This window comes from Aliamphritea hakodatensis, assembly GCF_024347195.1.
Classification (GTDB): Bacteria; Pseudomonadota; Gammaproteobacteria; order Pseudomonadales; family Balneatricaceae; genus Amphritea; species Amphritea hakodatensis.
The window spans coordinates 3,906,060-3,929,609 of the sequence record NZ_AP025281.1 but is presented as its reverse complement, the minus strand read 5'-3'; the positions used below and the strand labels follow the sequence as shown (position 1 = coordinate 3,929,609).

Below are 23,550 nucleotides of genomic sequence, written 5' to 3'. Positions count from 1 at the left end.
CAGAATGTTTCTGTTGAAGACAGGCATACCGGAATATGACATTCCGCCACGTTTCCCTGAGGAGATAAAGCAATGGCTATTGAATATACCCATCCGGATGCCAAGGTGGGACCGGATTATATTAATGCGGTACCTGAAGACCGGCCTGATACTCTGTTCTTCCGGCTGGAAGCCCGTTTAGCCCAGAGTATTTCAGTCATGATGGTGTTGTCCAGCATGGCACTGGGTTTACTGATGGCGGTCCAGGTTCTGATGCGTTATGGCCTGGAATCCCCATTTCTGGGTATCGAAGAGTTAGCCCCTATGCTCGCTTTGTGGGCGTATTTTCTCGGCATGATTTATGCCACCCGGGATCAGGATCATATATCCGGTGGCATTGTTGCGCTGCTGATTAAGAATCCTTATGCCATCAAACTGATTCGTTTTACGGGCAGTTTTTTATGTTTGTTTGCAACCGCCGTTTTCGGCTATTACGCCTGGAAATTCGCTCAGTTCAACATTGATCTCGGCCGTAAGAGCATTTACATGCGCTGGCCAAAATACATGTGGGATATCAGCATGGTGTGTGGCTTTGTGCTGATGGGCTTTTATTACTGTTTGCAGATAGTGGCGGAGTTTAAAGACCTGCGTCGCGATTATAAAAATAAGAAGGCTGCGTCATGACGATTTTCTTTCTCACCATCGCCATAGTCATTTTTCTGTTGTTATTTGAAGTTCCTGTTGCGTTCTCTTTCGGCCTGGGAGCACTGTTTTACGGGGTGCTGACCGGGACGGATATTTCGTTCCATGCCGGTTACGGTTATTCACAGATCGGTGCGTTTTCGTTGCTGGCGCTGCCGTTATTTGTTCAGGCCGGCACGCTAATGGGCACCGGGGGGATATCGGAACGGTTACTGGATTTTGTGAATGCTTTTGTTGGCCGTACCAAAGGTGGCCTGGGTGCTGTCACGGTGCTTAGCTGTGCGATGTTCGGGGCTATTTCCGGCAGTGCTTCGGCAGCCATTGCGGCAATTGGCAGAATCATGGTGCCCAGAATGATTCGTGAAGGCTATCCGGAAGGTCATGCGACCTCACTGGTGGCGGTGTCTTCAGTACTTGCCCTGATGATTCCGCCCAGTATACCGATGATCGTTTTCGCAATCGCTACCCGGCAGTCAGTGGCTAAAGTATTTCTGGCGACGATGCTGCCGGGCATTCTGTTAGCGCTTGTGTATTGCGCACTGAATTTCTTTTTCCTGCGTAATAACACCAGTATCAAGGTTGCACCTAAATTACCGCTGGGTGAGGTCGGCCGGGAAATCTGGACTGCGGGTAAGCGCGCCACGCTGGCGATCATTATGCCGTTCATCATCCTGGGAGGCATTTACAGTGGGGTGGCGACGCCTACCGAGGCCGGCGCTGTCGCGCTGGTGTATACCCTGTTTGTCGGCTTTGTTGTGTACCGCACGATGACGCTCCGTAACGTCTTCAACGCGAGTAAAGATGCTGCGATTCTGACCGGTTCGGTGATTATGGTGCTGTTCTTCCTGTTCATCATGAGCAGGGGCATGATACTGGCCCAGATACCGAATCAGTTTGCTGATTTATTGCTGAGTATTTCAGATAACAAAATCGTCCTGCTGCTGATAATCAACCTGCTGCTTTTGCTGATGGGCATGATTGTTGATGATGTTTCCGGCGGGGTGCTGGCGGCGATTATTCTGATGCCGGTGGTGCAAAAGATAGGCGTCGATCCTATTCACTTTGCGGCGATTGTCGGGACCAACCTGGGGCTGGGGAATATTTCTCCCCCCTGTGCACCCTTGCTTTATATGGCGGGCGGGGTGACCAAGTTATCGCTGGATAAGTATATCGGGCCAACGATGAAGTTCTTATTGCTGGGGCATTTACCTATGGTGTTTATCGTGACCTTTATACCGGAGCTGAGTCTGTATCTGCCCAGTTTGCTGGATGACTGATTAAGATAAGGGCTACTGATGCCGGATCAGTCCGGCATCAGATTAAAGGCACTTGGGTAATCCTGATTTTGTTTCAGGCCGTTACGCAGATGATCCAGCAGCAAGGCTGCCGCCGGAGACAGATTGTTCCGGTCGTAGTTAAAGCCGATGGTTACCTGACCCAGTTCCGGCAAGTGTTCGAAACCATGCTCAGGTACCAGGCTTTTGGGCATGGTGTTTATCGACAGAGCGCTGATGCCCAGGCCTGCTTTGATTGCAGATTTAATGCCCAGCAGGCTGGAGGAGCAATAGAGAATCCGCCATGGAATATTGGCTTTATTCAGTGCCTGGGTGATGTGTTGCCGGTAGATGCAGCCCTGCGGATACAGCACCAGAGGGACGGGCTGATCATGGGGTAAGCTGAAGGTAGGTCCGACAGCCCATGACAGGGGTTCAATGATGAAGTCATCTTTGGCGTATTCATGATTGGGATATTCGTCCATGGTCATGACGAAGTCATAGGTGCCTTTTTTATACTCTTTGCGCAGATTAATGCTGACATCCGAACGGACATCTAATGTGACATCAGGATATGCCCGGGAGAATTTAGATAGCAGGACTGGCAGAAATGACACTTCAAAATCATTGGGTGTACCCAGACGTACAGATCCGCTCAGACTGGGGGTGGATAAGCGGGAACAGACGGTGTCATTCATCTCGAGAATTTTACGGGCGTAGCTGTAAAGGATTTCACCTTCTTCGGTGAGTTTAAGCCCGCCGACCCGGTTGAACAGTGTCACCTCGAGCATTTCTTCCAGGCGCTTAATTTGCAGGCTGATCGCAGGCTGAGAGCGCCCCAGCAGGTCACCCGCCTGGGTGAAGCCACCAAGATCATTGATGGTGGTAAAAGTGCGTAGCAGGTCCATGGGAAGGTTTTTCATAGCAGTACTACCGATGTTTTCAGGGTGACAAAAGCGAACGCCGTTACCGGAACATAGCGTATTTTAAATAAGCAAGGCAAATGATAATTTGTCATTGATTTGAATTGTAAATGGCTTCTGTATTGTCAGTGGCCCGTTTACGGTTTCCCGCAGGAGGAAATGTATGAAGGCAGAGCACAGTCCTGCGGATGTCAGGAATGAACATATACAGACTAAAGACGCGGTCAGAGTCGGTTTTATTCTGCTGGAACACTTTAGCCTGCTCGCTTTCACTGCTGCGTACGATGCCCTGGTAACCGCTAATCTGGTGAGCCATGCCGATGATTGCAAAGAGCGGGGGCTCCGTTATGAACTGCAAAGTTATGGTGTACATCAACAGCAGGTTGTGAGTGATCTTGGCATTGAAATCAGTGCTGTTGATCAGTTGTCTGTGCTCAGCCGTCAGTTGCCGGACGTGTTAATTGTCTGCGGCGGTTTTCGCTGTGAGCTCAGTGAGGACAAAGGTGTATCGGCCATATTAAGGCGGGCCGCTAAGCAGGGGGTTATTTTAGGCGGCATCTGGAATGGGGTGGTCAGCATGGCGCATGCCGGGGTTTTACAGGAAACCGCCTGTACACTGCATCCTGATAATCATGCGCTGATGCGTGAAACGTTCCCGCTGATACCATTAACGGATAAACCTTTTCAGTTCGACAATAATATTCTGACCTGTGCCGGTGGGGCCAGCGCGCTGGATATGATGTTGCAACTTGTTAAGCATTTACAGGGCGATGCCATCACCAGGGCTGTCAGGGAGATTCTTAGCTGTGACCGCTTTTCCGAAACCGCCGCTCCGGGTGCGCAGAACGGAATCAGACTCGCTGATTGTAACGACTATCCGGATGCACTGCGGACGATGATTCAACTGATGCAGGGAAATATTGAAGAGCCGCTGGTAATAGACGAACTGGCGGCTCTGGCTGGCCTGTCCCGGCGTAAGACCGAACGGTTATTCCAGCAGCATCTTGATGTTTCGCCGTCCCGCTATTACATGCAGCTGCGCATTAAATATGCCAAATGTTTACTGTTGCAAAGCAGGGCATCTGTCACCGAGATTGCGGTCGCCAGCGGTTTTGTCTCTTCCAGCCATTTCAGTAATTGCTTCAAGGGATTCTTTGGCCTTGCGCCGTCTGATTTCCGGGAGCAGCAATTAAGGGGATCTGTGTAGTTACTGAATCAGCGGTACAGCTCTTCAGGGCTGTACCTGAGCTCCAGCGGTTGCCGTTGCTTGCGCGTCAGGCCTTTGACGACCAGCCCGTAGGAGCGGTCGATCATGCGCTGAACTTCACCCTCGGGCACAGAACCGTCGAGAATGACGGTATTCCAGTGGCGTTTATTCATGTGGTAGCCGGCTTTAACCGCAGGGAAAATATCCCGCAGCATCTGTGCTTCCTGCGGATCGCATTTCAGGTTCATGTGAGGCGCGGCAGAGCCGTTCTCTGCTTTATCCATTGAAAGGGTCGCGAACATCTTGCCGCATATTTTGAAGACGGCGACATCCGGGTAAAACGGAAAGTCTTCTGCGGCTTCCGGCCGGCTGAGCAGGTAATCGCGGGTTGTGTTGTAGTCCATCATCGCTTAGCTCCTTACAGTTATCCGGATAATAACCCAGACGCGTGCCGGCTGAACAGTTGCCGCTAACAGGCAAAATAGCCTTGCTGCTGCCGATCATGCCGGTTGTCGTATTCCTGCCTGTTTACGCCGTATTTCCTTTATGTATGCAGGGTTTTTCAGGGTATTTTCTTTGCTTTTTGTGACCTCTCTAAACGCTTAAGCGACACGCCCCCTGCGGCATCTTGCTTTGCTATTATTATTGAGGTATCTAGAAGCTTGTCAGCCTGGTGATGCCGGCTGATAAAAACGTTCTATGGCCTATTGCCGTTTTAATGCTGTGTTACAAGAGATAATTATAATGAAAATCGATGAGGCAATGATCGCTGAAGCCGACGGTGAACTGAAATCTGATGAGCAGTTGATTGCTGAAGCAGAGATGACACCCTGCATGGGCGTGTGTGTCGCAGATGGCGATACCGGCTGGTGCTTCGGTTGCGGTCGTACACAAGTTGAAATTGATGACTGGCAGATGTTCGATGCCACCCAAAAAACCACACTTGAAACCGAGCTGAAGGGCCGGGTTTCTGAGTTGCTGGAGCGGCGTAAGGCTGAACGTGCTGCAGGTGGTGCCAGTGGCCGCCGTGGCCGTAATCGCCGGTTAAAAGTGTAAGCGCTAACGCTTAATCCTTTTGGTCACGATATTTTCTTTGTCAGTGATGCATGCCAGGGCATCACTGCGTTCAATCCGTTTTGTTTGAATTCCTGCGTGGCGGCGGCTGTTTTCAGCCGGGCTGTGATGCGCCGGATGGACTATTTTTTCAGGGGTAAACTATGGCGTTTCGTTTAGGTATTGATACCGGTGGTACGTATACCGATGCGGTCATCATGAATGATCAGAATAAAATTGTGGCAACGTTTAAAAGCCTGACCACACGGCATGATCTGACCATTGGTATCGGCAATGCTATCTCTGGCCTGCCAAAAGAATATCTGACGGATGTCACCCTGATTGCGCTGTCCACAACCCTGACCACCAATTCGGTGGTGGAAGGACACGGAGCGCCGGTTTGTGTGATGTTGCCCGGTTATACCCAGAGTCAGGTCGATAAAAGCGGCCTGATGGATATGGTCAGTGACGATGCCGCTCTGTTGATGGCCGGTGGTCACGGCGCAACCGGTGATGAAGCGGAACCGCTGGACCTTGACGCGGCCCGGGAATTTATTCTGGAACAGCGGGACAAGGTTTCTGCGTTTGCTATTTCCAGTATGTTCGGCACCCGGAACGCCAGCCATGAGATTCAGTTACGGGATCTGGTCAATGAATTATCCGGTAAGCCGGTGGCCTGTGGTCATGAGCTTGCCAGTAGCCTGGGGGCACCTCAGCGGGCGCTGACAGCCGTGCTGAATGCCCGGATGGTGCCTTACATCCAGAAGCTGATTAACGCCCTGAAACAGATTGTCGGTGAGCACGAGATTGATGCGCCGCTGATGATCGTGAAAGGTGATGGCTCACTGGTCAACACCCAGACGGCCTTGCTGCAGCCGGTCGCGACGGTCCTATCCGGCCCGGCAGCCAGTGTGGTGGGGGCCTGTGCTTTAAGTGGCCTGAAAAATGCAGTTGTGGCGGATATGGGCGGCACGACCACCGATATCGCCATCGTTACAGATGGTAAGCCTGAGCTGTGTTCTGACGGTGCCCGGGTTGGCGACTGGCAACCTATGGTTGAGGCGGTGCGTATTTATGCCATCGGCCTGGGCGGCGACAGTGAAGTGGCATTCAGTACCAGTGAAGGCTTTGCAATCGGCCCGCGCCGGGTCGTGCCAATGTGTCTGCTGGGTAAAGAATATCCATGGGTTAAAGAACGTTTGCTGCACCAGCTGAATGCGTATCCGAATGCCCGGAACAACCGCTTTGTGATGCGTCTGGAAAGCAATGAAGAAATGCTGGCGAATCTGACACCGGATGAGGCCTACGCCTGGGAACGTCTGGGGGAAGGGCCGATCGAACTGGATGCTGCGGTGGAAGAAAACCGCCATCTTGCCCGGGCACTGGCGCGCCTGCAGCGGGCCGGTCTGGCGATCTACAGTGGTTTCACCCCGTCCGATGCATCCCATGTACTGGGGCTGAGTGACCACTGGTGTAAAGAAACCGCTGAAATTGCGGCTAAGATCTGGGCGAATCAGCTTCGCAATCTTTATGGTATGGGCACCTGGCCACCGGGAGATGCCCTGTCGCCGTGTAAGGAAGTGTATGAGCTGGTGATCAAGAAGATCAGCCATGTACTGATTGAGTCAGGCCTGCATCAGACCGGTAAGATGAGCGGTGCCAAGGCGAAAAGCCTGGCCGGTCTGCTGGCTGATCTGGTACTGGACGGCAATAAAGAAGAGTCCAGCAACCCGCTGTTTAAAGTGGACTTTGCCAGTGGATATCCGCTGGTGGCGGTGGGTGCGCCAGCTGCCAGTTATTATCCGAGCGTGGCGAAAAAGATCGGTCTGGATCTGCATCTGCCGGAGCATGGCAATGTAGCGAATGCCGTCGGTGCGGTGATGGGATCGGTGGTGCAGCGCGCCCACGTGACCATCTCTCAGCCGACTTTCGGGGTGTTCTGCCTATACCATCAGGGTGAGCCGAAACGGTTCAGTGATCTTGATAAAGCCGTTACCTGTGCGGAAGAGCTGGTGACTGATCTGGCAACCCGTCTGGCGCAGGAAGCCGGCGCTGAATCGATCGAGATATCCCTGAGCCGCAGCGATAACCACATTAAGCATGATATCGACGGGGAGCTGTTCCTGGACTGTGAGATTACTGCCACAGCCAGCGGCCGCCCTGACTGTAATGTGCTGGACCTGCCGGAGTCTCCGGAGGCCTGCAGCGCATAAATTCATCCGGCGTGAGGGCCGGCGGAGGTGCGTATGTCCGATCTGCAACAGCAGGTTGCTGAGCTGGGACTGAAAATACTGGGGGTGCTGGAGGTCGACGAAGAAGACCGGTTACCGGCATTGCCCGGGGGCTCTGTCGCCCGGCAATTGTTACTGATTGGCAATGCCGGCCAGGAAATGTGGCCGGTATTCAGCGCCTCTGCAGAGTATGCCGACGGTGAGGATAATCCGCTGGACCGCTGGAGTCAGCGGGTTGCTGAGCAACTGGCTGATGTCTTCGGTGTCACGCCGTTGTTTCCGTTTGGTGGCCCGCCGCACTGGCCGTTTGTCACCTGGGCTAAACGCGCCCGGGCCTGTCACAGTTCCCCGCTGGGAATGGCACTGCACCCCCGTTACGGGCTCTGGCATGCTTACCGTTTTGCCTTGCTGACGTCTGATACTGAAGCGGTTTCTGCTGAGGTGACGGCTGATGCATTTGCGTCTGCAGCGCCCTGTGGTGGCTGCGAAAAGCCCTGTCTCTCTGCCTGCCCGGTCGGTGCATTTACCGGCCAGGAGTATCTCTATAAAACCTGTGCTGCGTTTCTGGCCGCTGAGCCGGATCACCCCTGTAATCATTATGGTTGCGCAGCCCGGCGGGCCTGTCCGGTCGGGGAAGAATATCTCTATCCTGCTGCGCAGGCAGCTTTTCATACGGAAGTCTTTGTGCGGGTAAATACCGACTGATCTGCGTTGCGGGTCGCAACTGACTATCTCCGGATTCGCATCAGGGACAGATGCGGATATAAGCAGCCAGTATTCTGCTGGAGTGACTGGTGTTTTAGGGAGGAATAGCAGTGAGTTATCAACTATACAGTGCGCCGGACAGCGCCAACCTTGTAATTCAGATGATTCTGGAGCAGCTGGATGCGCCCTATGAGCTTTGCTGGCTGAGCCGGGGGCAGGGGGAGCATCGCAGCGACAGTTACCTGGCGCTTAACCCTCAGGGGCTGATACCCACGCTGGTGGACGGTGAGCATGCCGTATTTGAAACCGCAGCCATTGCACTGTATCTGGGGCAGAAGTATGGCCGCCTGGTACCGGCGACCGGGAATGCGCGGGCATATTCACGCTGTCTGCAGTGGATGTTCTATCTCTCCAATACCTTACATGCGGATCTGCGGGTGCAGTTTTATTCTGACCGGTACCGGCCGGAGGGGACTTCGCCGGACGCTTTTCTGAGTAAAATCAAAGCACGGGTATTCGGGCATTTTTCATTGCTGAATGATGAATTAGAGAAACATTCCTCCGGGGGTTGGTTGCTGGATGAAGCGTTGTCGGTCTGTGATTTTTATCTGGCGGGGCTGGCGCGCTGGTCAGTTCTGTATCCGCAGGGGCAGGCAATTGATGCAGAGCAGCTGCTGAGTCTGCCTGCGCTGAACGACTTTCTGATCCGCATGGAGCAGTTGCCCGCCGTCTCCAGAAGCATTGCCGATCAGTCGGTTTTTGGCGGGTTACTGCGCTATCCCGATCCGCCGGATTTACCCCCGGCGATGATTACCGGCTGAGGTGCTGCGGCGGAGCCTGTCTTTGGGGCAGGTCCGGTGCAAAAGCGAAAAATACAGCGAAAAACAGATGTTTGGATACGCTCAGGAGCAGGTTTGGGTAGTCGGTTGCAGATCATAAAGTGTCGCTTTTACGCTGCTTTATTTCGTGCATTTTTCAGCCAAAAATGGGTGCGACTTTCTGTGTCGCTTTCCAGTAACTTTGTGTCGCGAAAATATTAGCAGCAGCACAGCTGTGAACCTACTCTTAGCCCTTATATTGCCGACTGATTTGCCTGTTTGAGTCACATGGCTATTTGCGCAGGTCGTTTTATGACACGAAAAAGCGTTTTTCTTGTCAGGATGCTACGCAGAAAATGTTACAAAATCGGGTCTTGGTTTTATCCTTACAACAGGATTGCCGGAAACAGTTAACAGTACCGGAGCACCTGGCTCAGTACTGGGCAACATGAATATATAAATTCAGACCTCAGAGAAGGTCTGATACATACTAAAAAACTAATGTTATTGGGGTTAGCTGAATGTCTGAAGAATACTATGATGATGAAGAACTTGATCTGTCCACGCTGCCCGATGATGAGCTGGTAGAACAGTGTCACGATGACCTGTACAACGGTCTGATGGAAGAAGTTGTTGAAGCAACTGAAATCTTCCTGGAACGTGGCTGGGCCCCTGACCGTGTGCTGAACGAAGCACTGGTTGGTGGTATGACTATCGTCGGTGTTGACTTCCGTGACGGCATTCTGTTCGTACCTGAAGTACTGTCTGCAGCAAACGCAATGAAGGGCGGCATGGCTATCCTGCGTCCTCTGCTGGCTGAAACCGGTGCTGAGTCTGTGGGTAAAATGGTTATTGGTACCGTTAAGGGTGATATCCATGATATCGGTAAGAACCTGGTAGCGATGATGATGGAAGGTGCCGGTTTTGAAGTAATCGACATCGGTATCAACATCCCTGTTGAAGATTACCTGGCGGCTCTGGAAGAGCACAAGCCGGATATCCTGGGTATGTCTGCACTGCTGACAACCACAATGCCTTACATGAAAGTCGTTATTGACACCATGAAAGAGAAAGGCATCCGTGACGACTTCATCGTACTGGTAGGTGGCGCGCCGCTGAACCAGGAATTCGGCGATGCAGTGGGTGCATGTGGTTACTGCCGTGACGCAGCGGTTGCTGTTGATATGGCGAAAGAAATGATTGCAGCCAAGCGCGCTGCATAAGTTTCTGTGAAGTAAAAAACTGCCGGAGGGCTTTGCGATGCGGACGAGAAGGACCAGTCGTAGGCCAGCGAGACGGGCTAACCGGGTTGATGATTTTACCAGTTCATTTGAAAAGGTAATTGAAACCAGCGCCAATCAGCCAGACGCACCGGCAGTTGTTATTACCTGTTCCGCCCTGCTCAGGGAGATCACCATGATTTCCAAAGCAAATGGCTGGGAACATCTGCAGCCGCAGTGTATTACTGCTGAGTTGCATAACTACCCCGAGCAGATTACCGGGGCAGTTAAACACCTGATCGATATTGCCAAGTCAAAAGATCAGGAGATCTTCGTTGCTTATGGTGACTGTGGTACTGGCGGACAGCTGGATGCCATGCTGGAAGCAGAAGGGGTTGAACGGGTGCCGGGAAGTCATTGCTACGAATTCTTCAGTGGCGGTGAAATCTTTGAGCAATTTAATGAAGCGGAACTGGGTACGTTTTACCTGACCGACTTTCTTACCCGTCATTTTGACCGGTTAGTGATCCGCGGCATGGGGCTTGAAGATAAGCCTGAGCTGATGCCGATGTACTTCGGACACTACAAAAAACTCCTCTATATTGCCCAGACAAACGATCCCAAGCTACAGGAGATGGCCAGGCAGGCGGCTGATAAGCTGGGTCTGGAATACGAATATTATTATGGCGGCACCGGTGTTCTGGGTGACGCGCTGCTAAGCTTTAACCAGCGTATCGCGGTGGAGCTGAAAGATTAACTGTCAGGTTCCGTATGCGGATCTGGCTGGTCGGTTCGACTGAGCTGGCTGAATAGCAGGTAGCCAAAAGCTGTTTGCTGATCGTGTGAATGATGCCGTGATTGCGGCTTTACAATTAACTGTCGGGCATTTTTTTGATGGCGAGGCGCCCGGACCCGACAGTCTAAAAATTATCCCAGGAGATATTTGCAAGATGACCGATACTATTATCAGTTCCGCTACCCGAGAAGCCGTCATCGGTTTCGAGCGCCCGTTTACCATCATTGGTGAGCGCATCAACCCGACCGGTCGTAAAGTCCTGGCTGCGGAAATGAAAGAAGGTGATTACAGCCGTGTAGAAGCTGATGCGAAAGCTCAGATTGCTGCCGGTGCGCACATTCTGGATGTTAACGCAGGTATCCCTCTGGCGGATGAGCCACGTATTCTGGCTGAAGTTATTCAGCTGATTCAGGGTTTCACTGACATGCCACTGTGTATCGACTCTTCTATCGTTGAAGCACTGGAAGCCGGCCTGAACGTTTACCAGGGTAAGGCGCTGGTTAACTCTGTAACCGGTGAAGACGAGCAGATGGAACGTGTACTGCCGCTGGTTAAGAAGCACGGTGCAGCTGTTGTTGCGATCTCGAACGACGAAACCGGTATCTCTCAGGATCCTGACGTACGTTTTGAAGTGGCTAAGAAGATCGTTGAGCGTGCTGCTGATTACGGCATCCCGGCGTGCGACGTTGTAGTTGACCCGCTGGTTATGCCTATCGGTGCAATCAACTCTTCAGGTGTTCAGGTATTTAAACTGATTCACCGTCTGCGTACTGAGCTGAAAGTGAACACTACCTGTGGTGCGTCTAACATTTCTTTCGGCTTGCCAAACCGTAACGGTGTAAACGGTGCGTTCCTGTCTATGGCTATCCAGGCGGGTATGACCTCTGCAATTGCTAACCCAATGCATGACGAGATCATTGCCTCTACTCTGGGTGCAGACGTTATGATGGGCCGTGACCCGGATTGCGCTAACTGGATCAAGCGTTTCCGCGAAGCGCCTGCTGAAGGTGAAGGTCGTGGTCGTCGTGCCGGTGGTCGTCGTCGCCGTGCCTAATGTAGAGAAGACCGCTGAGATGGCGACGGTAGTATTTACCCCTACCGGGCTGCGCGGCGAGTTTCCTACCGGGACTTCAATCCTCCAGGCTGCTCAGCAGCTTGGGGTTGATCTGGAGTCAAGCTGTGGCGGCCGTGGTATCTGCGGCCGTTGTCAGATTCAACAGAGTGTCGGCGAGTTTTCCAAGCACGGCATCTCTTCTTTGGCGGAAAATATTACCCCGCCATCTCAGGTTGAAACCGAGAAACGAAAGTTCCAGAAGATGCTGCTCAAGGGCCGTCGTCTGGGTTGTTCGGCACAAATTCTTGGCGATATGGTTATTGATGTACCATCTGAGAGTCAGATGCACCAACAGCATATCGTTAAAGAAGCGGCCAACATCGACATTCGTCTCGATCCGGCAGTGAAACTTTATACCCTGACTGTTACCCCTCCGAATATGCACGAACCTGCTTCTGATCTGCGCCGTTTGCAGCAGGGGCTGTTCGAACAGTTCGATGTTCCGCATGCGAATGCTGAACTGGCTGTGATTCAGCAGCTGCAACCTGCGCTGGAAAGCGAAACCCGCGAAATCACCGTGGCGGTTCACCATCACGATGATGAACAGGCGGACATTGTCGCTGTCTGGAAAGGTAAGAAAGACAAAATTTATGGCCTGGCTGTCGACCTGGGCTCCACCACTGTGGCCGCACATATGTGCGATATGACCACCGGTGATGTGGTGTCTTCAGCGTCGGTAATGAATCCTCAGATCCGTTTCGGCGAAGATCTGATGAGCCGTGTTTCCTATGTGATGATGAATGAAGGTGGTGATAAAGACATGTGCCGGGTGGTACGTGAAGCTTTATCCGAACTGGCGGCGCAGGCGGCGAAAAAAGCCGGCGTACCGGTAGAAGATCTGCTGGAAATCACCATCGTCTGTAACCCGATCATGCATCACTTGCTGCTGGGCATTGATCCGACCCCGTTAGGCTCTGCGCCATTCGCGCTGGCGACTGACTGGGCGGTTTCCCTGAAAGCTGCAGAGCTGGATCTGGAAATGCATCCGCAGGCACGGGCATTTATTCTGCCGTGTATTGCCGGTCACATTGGCGCGGACACTGCCGGTGTTATCCTGGCGGAGCGTCCGGATATGGTTGATGACGTTACCCTGCTGGTTGACGTGGGAACCAACGCTGAAATCGTACTGGGTAACAAAGACCGTCTGCTGGCTGCTTCCAGCCCGACAGGTCCGGCTTTTGAAGGTGCGCAGATCAGCTGTGGTCAGCGTGCAGCGTCCGGTGCTATTGAGCGGGTACGTATCGATCCTGAAACGCTGGAACCGCGTTTCCGGGTAATCGGCAGCGAGCTGTGGTCCGATGAAGAAGGTTTTGCTGAAAGTGTCGCAAAGACCGGGGTAAGCGGTATCTGTGGCTCCGGCATTATCGAAGTCATCGCGGAAATGTTCCTGGCAGGCATTCTGGATGTTAACGGTGTGGTTGATCCTGCTATGGCTGAGAAGTCATCCCGGGTCATCCCTGAAGGCCGTACCTTCTCTTATGTGTTGCACGAAGGTGAGAAGACTCTGGCGATCACGCAGAATGATGTGCGGGCGATTCAGCTGGCGAAAGCTGCGCTGTATGCCGGTATCCGTCTGCTGATGGATCACTTCGGTGTGAAAACGGTTGATAAGATCGGTCTGGCCGGTGCGTTCGGTTCTCACATTGACGTTAAGTACGCCATGATCCTGGGTCTGATCCCGGACTGTGATCTGGAAAACGTTGGCCCGATCGGTAACGCTGCCGGTACCGGTGCGCGCATTGCGCTGCTGGATCGCTTCAAGCGTGATGAAATCGAACGGGTACTGCGCCGTGTTGAGAAGATCGAAACGGCACTGGAAGCTAAATTCCAGGATCACTTCGTCGCGGCCATGGCACTGCCACACGGCAGCGATGATTTTGCTGAGCTGAGCAAGGCGGTGAGTCTGCCTGAACGCAAAGTGGTTGATACCCAGGCGGGAGGCGGGCGTACCCGTGGCCGTCGTCGGGCTAAGCCACGTCCGGCAGCTGAAGCTGAGTGATCATGCAGATAAACAGTCTGTAACAGAAAACGCCGTCCGTTAAGACGGCGTTTTTTTTTGCCTGTTATAAAGTGTTGCTGCTATGAACAGTTTTGCGGGGGATAAACAAATCTGTCTGAAGGCTGTCAGGGTATACGGACTTAAGGGTAAATAAGAGAACGAACATGAGATTTTGGACAGGCCTGTTGACCGGAGTGCTGCTCTTCATGCTGAGCGGCTGCAGTAACGGTGAGAGCTCAATGGAAGTTACGGCGACTGCGTACACGTCCACCCCCGGAGAAACGGACAGTACGCCTTCTCTGGCGGCCTGGGGGGATACTTTAAAGCCTGGCATGAAGTCTATTGCTGTCTCCCGGGATTTAATCGCGGCGGGGCTGACGCATAAGACAATAGTGAGGATTGAAGGCCTTGAAGGGGAGTACCGGGTGCTGGATAAAATGAACCGGCGCTGGGAGAAGAAGATTGATATTTATATGGGTGAAGACCGTAAAAAAGCCCTGCAATGGGGGAAGCGGAAAGTGACGATTTTCTGGAAGGAAAATGACTGAAGGTATTTCTGAGCGGCTGTCGCCGGAAGTGTGTGTTGAGAGGAAGGGGAGAAAGAGGTTTTCGGACATCCTGTCCGGCAGATCAGATCCGTTGAGTGAGATTATTTACTGTTGCTGGCCTGTTTCAGATGGCGCTCACCCCGTGGCGGGATGCCGAAGAAATCACGGTAGCATTTGCTGAAATGCGGGGCTGATACAAAGCCGCAGGCCAGAGAGACGTCCACGATGGATTTATCGGTCTGCAGTAACAGGCGGCGGGCGCAATTCAGGCGCAGATCCATATAGTACCGGGTAGGGACGCAGTTCAGGTGTTTCTGGAACAGGCGCTCCAGCTGGCGGCGGGAGATGCCCACCAGTTTAGCCAGTTCATCGACACTCATCGGCTCTTCGATATTGGCTTCCATCAGGGTAACCGCTTCGATCAGTTTTGGCTGACCGGAACCCAGGTGGGCCTGCAGCGGGGTACGCTGGCGGTCATGCCGGCCACGGATGCGGTCACACATGAACTGTTCTGAAATATTGGCTGACAGCTTGCTGCCCTGAGAGTCGGCGATCAGCTTCAGCATCATGTCCATCGGCGCGCTGCCACCGGCGCAGGTGAAGCGGTCGCGGTCGATTTCATAGAGTTCGTCGCTGATCTGCATCTGCTGAAACTCTTCCCGCATACTGGCAATGTTTTCCCAGTGTACGGTACCACGATAGCCATCCATCAGGCCGGAGCGGGCCAGCAGGTATGTGCCGGTACACAGGCCCCCCAGAATGACCTTTTTACGGGCCAGGTTGTGCAGGACCTTTTGAATATCAGTGTTATACACACCGTTTACATCCACCCCTGAGCAGACAAAAACTATATCCAGCTCAGGAATGTCATTAAAGCCGCAGTCGGCTGCCAGCATCAGGTCGTTACTGGCCGGTTCCGGATTACCGTCGGCGGTAATGATGGTCCAGGTGAACAGATTTTTGCCCAGCAGGCGGTTTGCCATACGTAAGGGTTCGATTGCAGAACTGATCGCAATCATTGAGTATTTGGATACCAACAAGAAGCCGAAACGAGTCAGTGTGTCGGGGTATTGTTCAGATGTCATGCGTGCCTCTCTAACCGAACAAGTCAAATTGTTGCTATTCCCCAGTATGGCTTAAAAAGCCACATTTTGTTTTATTTGGTATGTGGGTTGGGGAAGGCGGTGCGCTAGTATTATCTTTTGTTTCACCCTTGTCGACGGGGTGGCGCATTTAGGCAAGTTAACTATGGTTTGGCGGTCAGATGCAACTAAAAACGACATTGTTAAGATAAGACTTTTTGATGACGCCATGAGAAAAACTGCAGGCAAGCCGGCTGTTTAGCTTTCGCTGTACCTGTCATATAAAAACGCCGCGCGGGTCGGTGACCGGCGCGGCGTTGGCAGCAACAGTTTCAGACGGTTACTTAGATGTTAGAGTCCGGGAACTCAGCCTTACGGCGTTCCATGTAGTCAATCAGTGCCTGATCGACTGCAGGATCAATTTCCGGCGCCTGGTATTCAGACAGCTGCTTCTTCCAGTAAGCGTTGGCACGCTGTTCCATGGTCTTGGAGCCTTCAGATTCCCACTGTTCAAAGCTGTTGTTGTCGGTCAGCGGTGACAGGTAGAACGCAGTCTTGAAGTTAGCCTGAGTGTGCGCACAGCCCAGGAAGTGGTTACCCGGACCTACTTCACGGATAGCGTCCAGCGCCTGACCGTTTTCAGACAGATCCACACCTTTCAGCAGGGTGCACATCATACCAGCCTGATCGGCATCCATGACGAACTTCTCGTAGCCCATTGCCAGACCGCCTTCCAGCCAGCCTGCAGTGTGCAGTGCAAAGTTAACACCGGCCAGCGTGGTTGGTACCAGAGTATTGGCTGCTTCAGATGCGGCCTGGGCATCAGGGATCTTGGAGCCGCAGAAGCCACCACCGGAACGGAAGGGTACACCCAGACGGCGTGCCAGGTTAGCCATGATGTAAAGAACCAGTGCCGGTTCAGGGGTACCGAAGGTCGGTGCACCTGACTGCATAGAAATGGAGCTTGCGAAGCTACCCATCACAACCGGTGCACCCGGTGCAACCAGCTGTACGAAGGCCATACCTGCCATCGCTTCAGCCAGAGTCTGTGCGGCAGTACCGGCAACCGTTACCGGAGACATTGCGCCGGCCAGGATGAAAGGTGTTACCACACATGCCTGGTTGTTACGCGCGTATACTTTAGCGGCACCCAGCATGGTGTCATCGAACGTCATCGGCGAGTTGGCGTTGATCAGGCTGGTCATGAAGGTCTTTGGCTTGCCGTTTTCATCGTAGAAATCGTCGCCAAACAGGATCTTACACATATCGACACTGTCCTGAGCACGCTCAGGGGCAGTTACAGATCCCATGAATGGCTTGTCGGAGTATTTCATGTGCGTGTACAGCATGTCGAAGTGACGCTTGTTTACCGGCAGGTCAACAGGCTCACAGATGGTACCGCCGGACAGGTGCAGGCTGGGTGCCATGTAGGCCAGTTTTACGAAGTTCTGGAAGTCTTCGATGGTCGCGTAACGGCGGCCTTTGTCCATGTCGTATACGAACGGAGAACCGTAAGCCGGAACGAATGCAGTGTTCTTACCGCCAACCACTACGTTACGGGCAGGGTTACGTGCATGGTGAACGTACTCGCTCGGAGCAGACGCCTGAATGATTGAACGACACATGCCTTTAGGGAACTTAACCAGTTCGCCTTCAACGGTGGCACCGGCATCACGCCAGATCTGCAGCGCTTCTTCGTCATCACGGAATTCAATGCCGACTTCTTCAAGAATTGTTTCAGCGTTGGCTTCGATCAGCGCCAGGCCTTCTTCATCAAGCACTTCGTAGTAAGGAATGTTACGGGTGATGTACGGTACGATCTCTGCCGGAGCACCTCCTGCAGCACGACGACCCGCACGGCCTCCACCACGACGACTTTTACGTGCTTTAACTGGGCCTTCTGAATCGCTCATGTATTTACTCCAAATTCGGATTATGCTGGATTACGTGAGCTGACATGCCTTCACCGTGCAGGCATTAAATGGCGCATTAGGGCGGGTTATGTCAGCTATCTAGAAATTTCATATCTTAAGCGGGAGTATGGTTTGCGACCCGGTTACGGGCTGACCTGATCGCGACATGCTCGTGTTTGAGCGCGTCATTGTCTATCCCACAGACGACCAGGAGTAGCACTATTACGAAATAAAATGCTCCGCCAAAAGCCTGATTTCTGTAGGGATCAGACCGGTTTAGGTGAATATGTCGTTTTTGTGCAGGCGGTTACATCAACGCTTCAGCGGTGAGTTTCAGGCCAACAATAAACAGGAAGAAGTAACAAAAGCGGTAAAAGAGGTCAGCATCCAGCACATGGTGTAACCGGGTGCCGAGTCTTACCCCGGCAATCGCCAGCGGCATCAGCACAAGAGAGGTGAGCAGGTGCTGGCTACTGAACAGCCCGAGCATTGAATAGGGAATCAGTTTCATACCGTTTACACAGGTAAAGAAAATAATACTGGTGGTGACAAAAACGGTTTTATTAAGCCGTTGGGGTAGCAGGTAAAAACTCAGCGGCGGCCCGCCGGCATGGATGCTGAAGCTGGTAAAACCGGCCAGGGTGCCCCAGAAAGCACCGCGTCCAAAATGCGCCGAACGGGGAGCCGGGGTTTGTTTACGCAGGGCGTGCAGGAGGGCATTGCCACAGAACAGCAGGGACGTTACCCCGATAATCAGTTTCAGATGGTTGTCACTTAAATGCTGAAAGCTCAGCGTACCGATGCCGATTCCCACTGCCGCTGCCGGTAGCAGGATTTGCAGATTGCGTTTGTCAAAGTGCTGCCGGAAACGCCACAGGGCCTGAATGTCCATGGCGAACAGAATTGGCAGCATGATGGCTGCGGCGACAGGAGAGGCAACCGTGAGGGTAAGCATGGGCACAGCAATCATACCCAGTGAGCCGCCAAAGCCGCCCTTGGATATGCCAACGATCAGTACAGCCGGAATGGCTGCCAGGTAGAACAGGGGATCAGTCAGCATCTGTGCATAACCGGCTCGGGAATGTGAAGTAAACAATGCGCTGATACTAAGCCAGGGGGAACCGCAGTGCCAGCATTTACACGTGATCTGTCGGGGAAACGCATAATCTCGCATCGAATTATTCGATATTAGTCAGCTGTATTATTCGTTTTACTTCTGAAGTCAGGTGCAGAAAATAGTCACTAAGATGTTTTCACCGCTGATGGGAAAGGGCATGGCAATTCTGCTGAACAACCATGGTTATGACAATGCCAGCTGGCAGGCCGCACTGGCGGAGCTGTTACCTGAACAACAGGTCTATCTGTTATCGGATATGACACCGGCCCGCCGTCAGCAGGTTGAATATGCACTGGTATGGGATCACCCGCCGGGCGATCTTGCCGGGTATCCCAACCTGAAAGCGATACACCTGCTGGGTGCCGGTACTGAAGCGCTGGATGCCGATCCGGCAACACCGGATGTCCCTGTGCTGCGGCTGGTTGATCCACAGGTGCTGGAGGATATGGCCCGCTATGCGTTGTACTGGGTATTACATTTTCACCGGCGTTTCGGGCTCTATGCACAGCAGCAAAGCCAGGCACATTGGGAGCGGCATAACCTGTGTGCCAGTGATGAGTTTAGGGTGCTGGTGCTGGGGCTGGGGATGGTAGGAAAAACGGTGGCCAGCCGCCTTGCCGCAAACGGCTACCAGGTGCTGGGCTGGGACCGGAATCAGGCAGCGTTAGCGGGGGTGGAGTGTTACGGTGGCGGTGATTTACCGCTGGCACTGCCGCAGGCAGATGTGATCATTAACTGTTTGCCGCTAACCCCTGATACCCGTCATATGATTGATGCCAGTCTGTTGCGGCTACTGCCTGACGGTGCCGTGCTGGTCAATATCAGCCGGGGGGAAGTGCTGGTGGATACCGATGTGATTGATGCACTGGCCTGCGGGCGGTTATCACAGGCCGTGCTGGACGCTTTCTCTACCGAACCTTTACCCGCGGAGTCTCCTCTGTGGCATCACCCTGATATTCATATTACTCCCCATATGTCCGGCGCAACCTATGCCCGGTCGGCGGCTAAACTGGTGGTAGACAATATTCACAGAATTGAGCAGGGCGGGCAGCCGTTTCCGCTGCATCAGCCCGGCCGGTTCACCGATAACAATAAAATGTGAGATGACTATGAGCGAACTGACATTGGAACAGCAACAGGAACAGGTGCGGATTGATCTGGCAGCCATGTTCCGTCTGACCCATTATTTTGGCTGGGATGACACCATCTGGAACCATATCACCGCCCGGGTGCCCGGTTCTGATCATCACTTTTATATGCACCGTTTTGGTCTCTATTACGATGAGGTTTGTGCGTCTAACCTGATCAAAGTGGATGAAGAGGGCAATGTGCTGGAAGGTCCGGAAGATGTGAACACTGCCGGTTTTATCATTCACGGTGCGGTTCACCTGAGTGACAGCCATAAAGATAACCGTTTTGTGTTCCATGCCCATCCTAAATCCGCCAGTGCGGCCACCGCATTTAAAGAGCTGCCGTTTCTGATTCAGGATTCTTCAATGTTGTACGGCAAAGTTGGCTTCCACGACTGGGAAGGCCTGTCGGTTGATCCGGATGAGCGCTTCCGGATTGCTGAAAACCTGGGGGATAACAGCTGTCTGGTGATGCGAAATCACGGTTTTCTGACGGTAGGTGCCACCGCCGGTGAGTGTTTTATGAATATGTATTATCTGGTGCGGCTGTGTGAAGTTGCCCTGCAGGCGACGGCTTCCGGTTATGAGCTGGACCCCGGCCCGACCGAGCTGTGGGAAAAAGCATCCAAACAGTACGAAGCTTTCCCGCCGGGTAAGTATGAATGGCCGGCACTGCTGCGCAAGTGCGACCGGCTGGATCCATCTTACAAACAGTAACCGGGTGATACAGGTAAAAGGCTATGAAAATAGGCTTCATTGGTCTGGGCAATATGGGCTCAGGTATGGCGGCAAACCTGTTGGAACACTGTCGCGGGAATGGATATGAATTACAGGTGCTGGATCTTAATCCTGCCGCCGTACAGCGGTTAGTGGATAAAGGCGCTGCAGACGGAGAGTCGGTTGCCCGGATGGCTACTGACTGTGACGTACTGTTTACCTCGTTACCCAGCGCGGTTCAGGTGAATGAAGTGGCATTTGGTCCGGACGGCATTCTGGAGAACGCCCGGGAAGGTTGTTGCTGGTTTGAAACCAGCACCAACGAACTGGCGCAATGGCAACAGGTGCTGGCGGGGGCACCGGCGCATATGATCCTGATTGACGCACCGGTCACCGGCGGGAGTGAAGGGGCGGCGCAAGGCCGGCTGACGATGTTGTTGGGGGCAGAGCCTGAAGCGCTGCTGCCCTATCAGGATGTACTGGCCAGTTTTACCCAAAAAGCTGTCCGTATGGGGCCTGCCGGGGCTGGCTATGTGACTAAGCTCAGCCAGTTGCATCTGAATTATCTGGTGGCACAGGGTATCGGTGAAGCCTTAATGCTGGGCGCTAAGGCCGGGCTGGATTTGCATACCCTGAGCGATGTGCTGAGTCACAGTTGTGCCCAGAGTTATGTGGTGGATAACTATATCCCGAAAGTACTGGATGGCAGCTATGATGAGTCCTTTGCGCTGGGCCTTGCTACCAAGGATATGCGTCTGATTACCGAGCTGGGCAGCCACCTGAATGTGGAGCTGGCGTTAGCGGATAAAGTCTATGCGACCTATCAGCAAGCCATTGATGCCTATGGGCCGCAGGTGCCGCACCTGAATGTGGTCCGTTTGCTGGAGGAGCGCAGCGGTCAGGTGCTGCGCTGAGCGAATCTGTATCGGCAAGCCCGTTATGCCTGCCGGTGCGGTCTGGCATAACGGGCTTTTTTGTCAGCTGTCAGTGTTGAGGTTCCAGTTGTAGTCATAACTGATCTTCAGGTCCGGTGTGCTGAGGATCCCGGGGCTGACTGCGCCCTGTTGCTGCAGGTAATCGAGCAACTGGTTTTCGTTCGCGGCAAAATCAACCTGATACCAGTTAAAGATGCTGGAAAGCTGCAGAGTGTTTGAACCGGGCTGCCATAAAACCGCCCGGTTATTGCGCAGGAAGTCCTGTTCGGCAGCATCCAGTTGCTGATCCAGCGTCTCCACCCGGTAAATCTGTGTGGCCAGATTAGGGCAGCCAACACTGGCGCAGTTCAGGGCAAAGTGCAGCCGGCGGTCCGGCCATATGGGGCGCAGGATGCGGTGTTCAATATCATTCAGAGACAATTCCTGGCCGGTGACACTGAGGGTCTTATCTTCCCAGGGGCCACCGTTAAACAGGCTGCTGAAACTCAGGCGTATATCCCGGATTGAATCCAGCGGATAGTGATCCAGCACCAGTGAAACCACCGCCAGATTATAGGTATTTATCCAGAAGGTTTTTTGGGTGGCCGGCCCCCAGCCCCGCGGGTCTGTGGTGGACAGTTGTTCCAGCAGGGCTTTTAACTGTGCTTTATCTGCCGGGGTGACGCTGGCGTAATCCACCCGGTTCAGACCGTCGGCATACCTGCGAACATACTGACTGAGGAAGTTTTCCCAGTGTTTAAAGTCCGGTACAGCGGACTGCCCGGTGGCAACTGTCGGTTGCCATAATGGCCAGAGTTCTGCTTTGGGCGCCGCCTGCACCTGGCCGGAGTTCAGGCCAAGCAACAGAAGGCTCAGTATAAAAGGCAGCAATTGTGTCAGCCGGTTGCGGGAGTATGTGGCCAAAGTGGGTTCCTCAGATCAGTGCGGATTCATAGACTGGGTCACTGAAACCGGTGGGGAAGTTCACCCACAGGCTGGATTTTTAAGGCATTTGCTTATACCCGGAGGATGTAAATAATTCCTTTGTCCTGTAGCCAAGTGTGGTATTTTAGCAAAAAAGTTATCGGGTTCCGGTTGCGTAGAACAGCATTACATATAACAACTGCAGCTGAGCCATTCGGAACGTAACGTTCGAGCGAGAGTGCATGTCAACGGATTCAACCACGGCGAAGCAGCCGTCAGCAGATATCAAAGAGTCTATCTACCAGCGCGTCAGTAATATGGCGATCAAGTTTCAGTTTCGCCCTGGTGAGCGGATCAACGAGGGCAAGCTGGCCAAACAGCTGGATGTCAGCCGTACCCCGCTGCGCGAAGCCATGCAGCAACTGGTGTCTGAAAAGTTATTACGCTGGGAACGGAATAAAGGTTTCTTTTGCCGCGAACTGGATGAAAAAGAAGTATTTGATCTGTACGAATACCGGCAGTTACTTGAAGAACAGGCGGTGCGGCTGGCGTGCCGCCGGGCAACCGATGAGCAGTTGCAGGAATTTGCTGACTTTTATGCCGGTATACACGGGATTTACCAGCAGGATAAAACCGTCTCTAATCTGAAGATTGACCAGAAGTTTCATGAAACCCTGGCACGGTTGTCGGATAACGAAGAGATTGTTAATGCCCTGTGTAATGTTAATCAGCGGATTTATTTTATGCGCTGGATAGATGTTACCTCTGAGAAGGTCTTTGAGCCGAGCCATAAGCGCATTGTTGAAGCGGTTGTGGCCCGCAATGAAGAAGAGGCTGTCAGCTTGATTGGTGAGCATGTCAGCCGTCGCCGGGAAGAAATTTCAGTGTCTATCCGTCAGGCTTACGGGCTGATCTACACTGGCCAGATGCCCATCGAGTAATCTTTTTCAGGCATGCAGGCTGCTCAGCCTGCATGCGCTGTATCTCTGCTTATCTGAATCAGTTCCCGCTGACAGACCGCTTCCGTTAGACGTTTTCACCATTTTGCTGTTTTTGGCAGTCAGATTCGTCTGTACTGTTCCAGGCTTATTTATCAGCTGTTTTATATTGCCTGTGAAAGGGATCAGGGATTGAGAAACTTTGGTATATAGTGTTATATTTTTTTCTGTATACAGTTTTAAATA

22 protein-coding genes are annotated in these 23,550 nt (G+C 52.9%); 16 read left to right on the top strand and 6 right to left on the bottom strand.

Going from position 1 to position 23,550, the window contains the following annotated elements; all coding sequences use genetic code 11:
- Positions 1-72: 72 nt before the first annotated feature.
- Complete coding sequence (locus tag PCI15_RS17965; protein ID WP_271271300.1) at positions 73-663, top strand: TRAP transporter small permease; 591 nt, start codon at positions 73-75, stop codon at positions 661-663.
- Complete coding sequence (locus PCI15_RS17960) at positions 660-1,958, top strand: TRAP transporter large permease (protein ID WP_271271299.1); 1,299 nt, start codon at positions 660-662, stop codon at positions 1,956-1,958. Before PCI15_RS17965 ends, PCI15_RS17960 begins: the two co-directional genes overlap by 4 nt.
- 26 nt (positions 1,959-1,984) lie before the next feature.
- Here PCI15_RS17960 and PCI15_RS17955 read toward each other — a convergent pair whose 3' ends face one another.
- Positions 1,985-2,878 carry a LysR substrate-binding domain-containing protein gene (locus PCI15_RS17955; RefSeq protein WP_271271298.1) on the bottom strand — a complete coding sequence of 298 codons (894 nt, stop codon included), beginning with the start codon at positions 2,876-2,878 and terminating at the stop codon, positions 1,985-1,987.
- A 163-nt stretch (positions 2,879-3,041) separates the two neighbouring features.
- On the opposite strand from PCI15_RS17955, the gene PCI15_RS17950 reads away from it, so the two are divergent.
- Positions 3,042-4,085, top strand: coding sequence for a GlxA family transcriptional regulator (locus PCI15_RS17950; RefSeq protein WP_271271297.1), 1,044 nt, complete (start codon positions 3,042-3,044; stop codon positions 4,083-4,085).
- An 8-nt stretch (positions 4,086-4,093) separates the two neighbouring features.
- Here PCI15_RS17950 and PCI15_RS17945 read toward each other — a convergent pair whose 3' ends face one another.
- Positions 4,094-4,489 carry an MmcQ/YjbR family DNA-binding protein gene (locus tag PCI15_RS17945; RefSeq protein WP_271274651.1) on the bottom strand — a complete coding sequence of 132 codons (396 nt, stop codon included), beginning with the start codon at positions 4,487-4,489 and terminating at the stop codon, positions 4,094-4,096.
- Between the two features lie 340 nt (positions 4,490-4,829).
- On the opposite strand from PCI15_RS17945, the gene PCI15_RS17940 reads away from it, so the two are divergent.
- The 9 genes from PCI15_RS17940 (at position 4,830) to PCI15_RS17900 (ending at position 14,569) form a co-directional block, all read left to right on the top strand.
- Entirely contained in the window at positions 4,830-5,141 is a 312-nt protein-coding gene (locus PCI15_RS17940) for a DUF1289 domain-containing protein (RefSeq protein ID WP_271271296.1), read from the top strand.
- Positions 5,142-5,302: 161 nt separating this feature from the next.
- A complete protein-coding gene (locus PCI15_RS17935; protein ID WP_271271295.1) occupies positions 5,303-7,351 on the top strand; it encodes a hydantoinase/oxoprolinase N-terminal domain-containing protein in 2,049 nt (682 codons plus the stop codon).
- A 33-nt stretch (positions 7,352-7,384) separates the two neighbouring features.
- Positions 7,385-8,074: a hypothetical protein gene (locus PCI15_RS17930; protein ID WP_271271294.1), complete on the top strand. Its 690-nt coding sequence runs from the start codon at positions 7,385-7,387 to the stop codon at positions 8,072-8,074.
- A gap of 110 nt (positions 8,075-8,184) precedes the next feature.
- Positions 8,185-8,895, top strand: a complete 711-nt coding sequence (locus tag PCI15_RS17925; protein WP_271271293.1) for a glutathione S-transferase family protein — start codon at positions 8,185-8,187, stop codon at positions 8,893-8,895.
- Positions 8,896-9,413: 518 nt separating this feature from the next.
- Positions 9,414-10,115 (top strand): cobalamin B12-binding domain-containing protein, encoded by a 702-nt coding sequence (locus PCI15_RS17920; RefSeq protein ID WP_271271292.1) that lies wholly within the window; start codon positions 9,414-9,416, stop codon positions 10,113-10,115.
- Positions 10,116-10,308: 193 nt separating this feature from the next.
- Positions 10,309-10,869, top strand: a complete 561-nt coding sequence (locus tag PCI15_RS17915) for a DUF1638 domain-containing protein (protein ID WP_271271291.1) — start codon at positions 10,309-10,311, stop codon at positions 10,867-10,869.
- Positions 10,870-11,062: 193 nt separating this feature from the next.
- On the top strand, positions 11,063-11,962 hold the full coding sequence (locus PCI15_RS17910) for a dihydropteroate synthase (protein WP_271271290.1): 900 nt from the start codon (positions 11,063-11,065) through the stop codon (positions 11,960-11,962).
- Entirely contained in the window at positions 11,925-14,021 is a 2,097-nt protein-coding gene (locus PCI15_RS17905; RefSeq protein WP_271271289.1) for an ASKHA domain-containing protein, read from the top strand. The genes PCI15_RS17910 and PCI15_RS17905 overlap by 38 nt, the downstream gene beginning before the upstream one ends.
- Positions 14,022-14,185: 164 nt before the next feature.
- Positions 14,186-14,569 (top strand): 3D domain-containing protein, encoded by a 384-nt coding sequence (locus PCI15_RS17900; RefSeq protein WP_271271288.1) that lies wholly within the window; start codon positions 14,186-14,188, stop codon positions 14,567-14,569.
- A gap of 101 nt (positions 14,570-14,670) precedes the next feature.
- Here the strand turns inward: PCI15_RS17900 and PCI15_RS17895 are convergent, their stop codons facing one another.
- The 3 genes from PCI15_RS17895 to PCI15_RS17885 all read right to left on the bottom strand — a co-directional run bounded on the left by PCI15_RS17895 (position 14,671) and on the right by PCI15_RS17885 (position 18,624).
- Positions 14,671-15,654: a GlxA family transcriptional regulator gene (locus tag PCI15_RS17895; protein ID WP_271271287.1), complete on the bottom strand. Its 984-nt coding sequence runs from the start codon at positions 15,652-15,654 to the stop codon at positions 14,671-14,673.
- Between the two features lie 341 nt (positions 15,655-15,995).
- Positions 15,996-17,564 (bottom strand): trimethylamine methyltransferase family protein, encoded by a 1,569-nt coding sequence (locus PCI15_RS17890; RefSeq protein ID WP_271271286.1) that lies wholly within the window; start codon positions 17,562-17,564, stop codon positions 15,996-15,998.
- A 307-nt stretch (positions 17,565-17,871) separates the two neighbouring features.
- Positions 17,872-18,624, bottom strand: a complete 753-nt coding sequence (locus PCI15_RS17885) for a sulfite exporter TauE/SafE family protein (protein ID WP_271271285.1) — start codon at positions 18,622-18,624, stop codon at positions 17,872-17,874.
- Between the two features lie 214 nt (positions 18,625-18,838).
- On the opposite strand from PCI15_RS17885, the gene PCI15_RS17880 reads away from it, so the two are divergent.
- Genes PCI15_RS17880 through PCI15_RS17870 form a run of 3 tightly spaced genes read left to right on the top strand, consistent with a single transcriptional unit; the run spans position 18,839 to position 21,442 of the window.
- Complete coding sequence (locus PCI15_RS17880; protein ID WP_271271284.1) at positions 18,839-19,783, top strand: 2-hydroxyacid dehydrogenase; 945 nt, start codon at positions 18,839-18,841, stop codon at positions 19,781-19,783.
- A 7-nt stretch (positions 19,784-19,790) separates the two neighbouring features.
- On the top strand, positions 19,791-20,528 hold the full coding sequence (locus tag PCI15_RS17875; RefSeq protein ID WP_271271283.1) for a class II aldolase/adducin family protein: 738 nt from the start codon (positions 19,791-19,793) through the stop codon (positions 20,526-20,528).
- A gap of 23 nt (positions 20,529-20,551) precedes the next feature.
- On the top strand, positions 20,552-21,442 hold the full coding sequence (locus tag PCI15_RS17870; protein WP_271271282.1) for an NAD(P)-dependent oxidoreductase: 891 nt from the start codon (positions 20,552-20,554) through the stop codon (positions 21,440-21,442).
- Positions 21,443-21,505: 63 nt separating this feature from the next.
- On the opposite strand, the gene PCI15_RS17865 is transcribed toward PCI15_RS17870, so the two are convergent.
- Positions 21,506-22,366 carry a DUF547 domain-containing protein gene (locus tag PCI15_RS17865; protein ID WP_271271281.1) on the bottom strand — a complete coding sequence of 287 codons (861 nt, stop codon included), beginning with the start codon at positions 22,364-22,366 and terminating at the stop codon, positions 21,506-21,508.
- A 242-nt stretch (positions 22,367-22,608) separates the two neighbouring features.
- Here PCI15_RS17865 and PCI15_RS17860 point away from each other — a divergent pair, with 242 nt between their 5' ends.
- Positions 22,609-23,307 (top strand): GntR family transcriptional regulator, encoded by a 699-nt coding sequence (locus PCI15_RS17860; RefSeq protein WP_271271280.1) that lies wholly within the window; start codon positions 22,609-22,611, stop codon positions 23,305-23,307.
- Positions 23,308-23,550 lie beyond the last annotated feature (243 nt).